Here is a 5,111-nt window from a genome sequence, read left to right as displayed (position 1 = left end):
GCGGGCGAAGTAGCGGCCGTCGATCGCGTCGACGGTGATCGACTGGGCGAAGGCGCGGCTGAGGTTCTCGGAGGTGATCACGTCGTCGATGAGCCCCATGGCGGTCACCTCGCCCTCCGCCAGCAGCATGGCGTGGGTGAAGCCCGGGGGGATCTCCTCGACGTGGTGGGTCACCAGGACCGTCGCGGGGGCGTCCGGGTCCATGGCCATGTCCCCGAGACGGGCCACCAGGTCCTCGCGCCCGCCGAGATCCAGACCGGCGCCCGGCTCGTCGAGTAGCAGCAGCTCAGGGTCCGTCATCATCGCCCGGGCGACGAGCACGCGCTTGCGCTCGCCCTCCGAGAGGGTTCCCCACGTCCGGTCCGCGAGATGCTCGGCGCCGATCGACTCGAGCGTGTCGGCGGCGCGCTCGAAGTCCTGCTCGTCGTACTTCTCCCGCCAGCGCCCCAGGACCGCGTACCCGGCCGAGATGACGAGGTCGCTGACCACCTCGTCGCCGGGGATCCGGCCCGCGACGGCGACCGAGGACAGGCCGACCCGGCTGCGCAGCTCGGTCACCTCCGTCCGACCGAGCTGCTCACCGAGGATGACCGCGGTGCCGGTGCTCGGGTACTCCAGCGCCGAGGCGATCCTCAGCAGCGAGGTCTTGCCCGCGCCGTTGGGGCCGAGCACCACCCACCTCTCGTCGAGTTCGACCTGCCAGGTCAGTGGCCCCACGAGGGTCTTGCCGTCCCGCCGGAGCGAGACGTCACGCAGGTCGAGGACGAGGTCGGGGTCGATGTCGATGGCGGTGCTCACGATTCCCATCTAACCGGTTATCGCGGCCCCGGGTGGGGAGGAACACGGCTCGGGCGGGTTAACCGGAGATGACGGCCCTGAAGGATCGGCCCGACTTCGCTAGCGTCGTCGGTGACGGACGTCGCCACTTCGCGGCGCCGACCCGCAGCCGAAAAGGAGCACCGACGTGAACGACCGTCTTGCCATCGACGAGGTCCGTCCCCTCGTCTCCTGCGGGAGGTTCCCGTCCAAGTCCGTGGTCGGCGAGATACTGCCGATCTCCGCCATCGTCTGGCGGGAGGGCCACGACGCCCTGTCCGCCAGCCTCGTGGTCCGGCGACCCGGCGGCCTCTCCTCGCGCACCACGATGGCGCCCGGTGCCGAACCCGACACCGTTCACGCCCTGCTGCACACCGACGTGCCCGGCATGTGGTCGTTCCGCGTGGAGGCCTGGTCCGACCCCTTCGCCACCTGGCGCAGCGGCATCACCAAGAAGATGGACGCGGGCCAGGACACCGACATGCTGGGCAACGAGTTCGAGGTGGGCGCGCGAGTGCTCGACCTCGCGGTCACCCGGGCCACCACCGCCGGCGAGGCGGACCGGGCCGCCCTGCTCTCGGGGGCCGCCGACGCGCTGCGCGGTGACGGCGACGCGGCCACCCGAACGGAGCGGGCCCTGTCGGCGGAGGTCGCCGCGGCGCTCGCCGCCGACCCGGTGCGCGAGCTGGTCACCGTCGGGCAGACCCACCGGGTGTGGGTCGATCGCCGCGAGGCACAGTTCAGCTCCTGGTACGAGTTCTTCCCCCGATCCACCGGCGGCTGGGACGAGCAGGGCCGGCCCGTCCACGGCACCTTCGCCACGTCGCGGGCATACATCGACCACGCAGCCGACCTCGGGTTCGACGTGGTGTACCTGCCGCCCATCCACCCGATCGGGGAGATCAACCGCAAGGGCCGCAACAACACGCTGACCCCCGATCCGGACGACGTGGGATCCCCGTGGGCCATCGGCTCACGGGACGGCGGCCACGACGCGGTGCACCCCGAGCTCGGCACGACCGAGGACTTCCGCGGGCTCGTGGAGTACGCGGGCGAACGCGGCGTCGAGGTCGCGCTCGACCTCGCGCTGCAGTGCGCCCCCGACCACCCGTGGGCCGCCGAGCACCCCGAGTGGTTCACCGTCCTGCCCGACGGGCACATCGCCTACGCCGAGAACCCGCCCAAGAAGTACCAGGACATCTACCCGATCAACTTCGACAACGACCCCGAGGGCATCTACGCCGAGGTGCTGCGCGTGGTCAGGCACTGGACGTCACTGGGCGTGCGGATCTTCCGCGTGGACAATCCGCACACCAAGCCCGCGGACTTCTGGAACCGGCTCATCAGCGAGGTCAAGCGCACCGAGCCCGACGTGCTGTTCCTCGCCGAGGCGTTCACCCGACCGGCCCGGCTGTTCGGGCTCGCCAAGCGCGGGTTCTCGCAGTCGTACACGTACTTCACGTGGAAGACCACCAAGGCCGACCTGGTCGAGTTCTGCGAGCAGCTGCTGGCCCACGTCGACGAGGCGCGGCCCAACATGTTCACCAACACCCCGGACATCCTGCACGAGTCGCTCCAGCGCGGCGGCCCGGCGATGTTCGCGATCCGCGCCGCCCTCGCCGCGACCCTCTCGCCCGCCTGGGGCGTGTACTCGGGCTTCGAGCTCTACGAGTGGCAGCCCGTCACCGAGGGCAGCGAGGAGTACCTCGACTCGGAGAAGTACCAACTGCGACCCCGCGACTTCGCGGCCGCCGAGGCCGCCGGACAGTCGCTGGCGCCCTGGCTGCGCGCGCTCAACCGGATCCGGCGCGAGCACCCCGCGCTCCAGCAGCTGCGGACCCTGCACTTCCATGACGTCGACAACGACCGGATCATCGCCTACTCCAAGATCGATCCCGCCACCGGCGACACCGTTCTGACCGTGGTCACCCTGGACTCCCTCGGCGTCCAGGAGGGCACCCTCCACCTGGACATGTCGGCGCTCGGTTACGACGACGACGCCCGGTTCAGCGTGCGCGACGAGGTGTCGGGCAACGAGTTCCACTGGGGGTCGAGCAACTACGTCCGGCTCGAGCCGTGGTCCGCGGTCGCGCACATCGTCTCGATCCCACCCTGCTCCGGAGCACGTAGGGTCGAACTGTCCTACCGAACGCACACCGTGGATTGAGGCGAACGACCATGGGAAAGCACAAGAAGCAGGACCCCGCGACCGCCCGGCCCCGGCCGGAGAAGACCTCGTCGTCGTCGCCGTCATCCCCGGCGGCTCGCGCGACACCCGGGCCGGCCGCGACCCCCGTACCGGACGCGGCGCCGCGGCCCACGCCCCTCACCGGCGAGGTCCTCGGTCGGCTCCGCGCGGGCACCCACCACGATCCCCACTCGGTCTACGGCACGCACCGCGACGGCGACGGTTCCGTCGTGCGCACCATGCAGCCGGGGGCGGTGTCCGTCGAGATCGACTTCGGTGACCGGACGGTCCCGATGGAGCCCGTCTCCGACGGCCTGTTCCAGGCCGCTCTGCCCGAGACCGAGGTCCCCGACTACCGGTTCCGCGTCGCCTACGCGGACGGCCACACCCGCACCGTCGCCGACGGCTACCGGTTCCTGCCGACCCTCGGCGAGGTCGACCTGCACCTCATCGGCGAGGGACGCCACGAGCGCCTCTGGGACGCGCTCGGCGCGCACGTCCGCACCTACGACTCCCCCAGCGGGCCGGTCACCGGGACGTCCTTCGCCGTGTGGGCGCCCAACGCCCGCGGCGTCAGCGTGGTCGGCGACTTCTGCGGCTGGAACCCCGTCGCGCTGCCCATGCGCTCGATCGGCTCCTCCGGCGTGTGGGAACTGTTCGTCCCCGACGTCGGCGACGGCGCCGTCTACAAGTACCGCGTCCGCGGCGCCGACGGGCGGACGGTGGACCACGCCGACCCCATGGCCGTCGCGACCGAGGTGCCCCCCGCCACCGCGTCGAAGGTGTTCACCTCCGCCTACGAGTGGAACGACGACGAGTGGATCGCCGCCCGCGCGACCCGCGACCACTCGCGCTCCCCCATGACCATCCTCGAGGTCCACGTCGGCTCCTGGCGGCCCGGACTCGACTACCGCGAGTTCGCGCACCAACTCGCCGAGCACGTCCTCTCCACCGGGTTCACACACGTGGAACTGATGCCCGTCGCCGAGCACCCGTTCGGCGGCTCGTGGGGCTACCAGGTCTCCGGCTACTTCGCCCCCACCAGCCGGTTCGGCTCCCCGGACGACCTGCGCTACGTGATCGACCACCTGCACTCACACGGCATCGGCGTCCTGGTGGACTGGGTCCCCGCGCACTTCCCCAAGGACGAGTGGTCCCTCGGCCGGTTCGACGGCACCCCGCTGTACGAGCACGGCGACCCCCGGCGCGGCGAACAGCCCGACTGGGGCACCTACGTGTTCGACTTCGGCCGGCGCGAGGTCCGCAACTTCCTCGTCGCCAACGCCCTGTACTGGGCCGACGAGTTCCACGTCGACGGGCTCCGTGTGGACGCCGTCGCCTCGATGCTCTACCTCGACTACTCCCGCGACGAGGGACAGTGGACGCCCAACATCCACGGCGGCCGCGAGAACCTCGAGGCCATCTCGTTCCTCCAGGAGGTCAACGCCACGGTCCACCGCAAGCACCCCGGCGTCCTCACCGTCGCCGAGGAGTCCACCTCGTGGGGCGGCGTCACCGCCCCCACCTACACCGGCGGCCTCGGCTTCTCCATGAAGTGGAACATGGGCTGGATGAACGACACCCTCCAGTACGTGGGCCTGGACCCGATCTACCGCGGCTACCACCACGGCGAGATCACCTTCTCGCTCATGTACGCCTGGAGCGAGCGCTTCGTCCTCCCCCTCAGCCACGACGAGGTCGTCCACGGGAAGGGCTCCATGTGGGAGCGCATGCCCGGCTCCTCGTGGGACCGCGCCGCCGGGATCCGCAGCCTCTACGCCTACATGTGGGCCCACCCCGGTAAGAAGCTCCTCTTCCAGGGACTCGAATTCGGCCAGACCACCGAGTGGAACGCCGAGCGCGGGGTCGCGTGGGACGACCTCGAGGGCTGGGAGGGCGAGTACCACCGCGGCATCCGCGACTGCGTGCGCGACCTCAACGCCCGCTACGCCGAGAACCCCGGTCTGTGGGCGCTCGACGACGACCCCTCGGGCTTCTCGTGGATCGACGCCAACGACTCCGAGCACAACACGCTGTCGTTCCTGCGGACCGACCACGACGGCAGCACCATCGCGTGTGTCGTGAACTTCTCCGGCGCGCCGCTCGG

The 5,111-nt window shown here is 70.7% G+C and carries 3 protein-coding genes; 2 read left to right on the top strand and 1 reads right to left on the bottom strand.

Translation table 11 applies throughout. The features are described from left to right. Positions 1-807: ABC transporter ATP-binding protein (locus G6030_RS00015; RefSeq protein ID WP_182641790.1), on the bottom strand; the 807-nt coding region annotated here is incomplete at its 3' end. 157 nt (positions 808-964) lie between these two features. Between G6030_RS00015 and G6030_RS00010 the strand changes: the two genes are divergently transcribed. After that, positions 965-2,983, top strand: coding sequence for a maltotransferase domain-containing protein (locus G6030_RS00010; protein WP_182641789.1), 2,019 nt, complete (start codon positions 965-967; stop codon positions 2,981-2,983). An 11-nt stretch (positions 2,984-2,994) separates the two neighbouring features. Beyond that, positions 2,995-5,111 (top strand): 1,4-alpha-glucan branching protein GlgB (glgB, locus tag G6030_RS00005; RefSeq protein ID WP_182641788.1); only part of this gene is annotated, 2,117 nt, incomplete at its 3' end.

Origin of the sequence: Dietzia sp. E1, from assembly GCF_014145015.1 — a bacterium.
In the GTDB taxonomy this organism is placed as follows: Bacteria; Actinomycetota; Actinomycetes; order Mycobacteriales; family Mycobacteriaceae; genus Dietzia; species Dietzia cinnamea_A.
The sequence above is the reverse complement of the archived record's forward strand: the minus strand, read 5'-3'. Positions and strand labels throughout refer to the sequence as shown.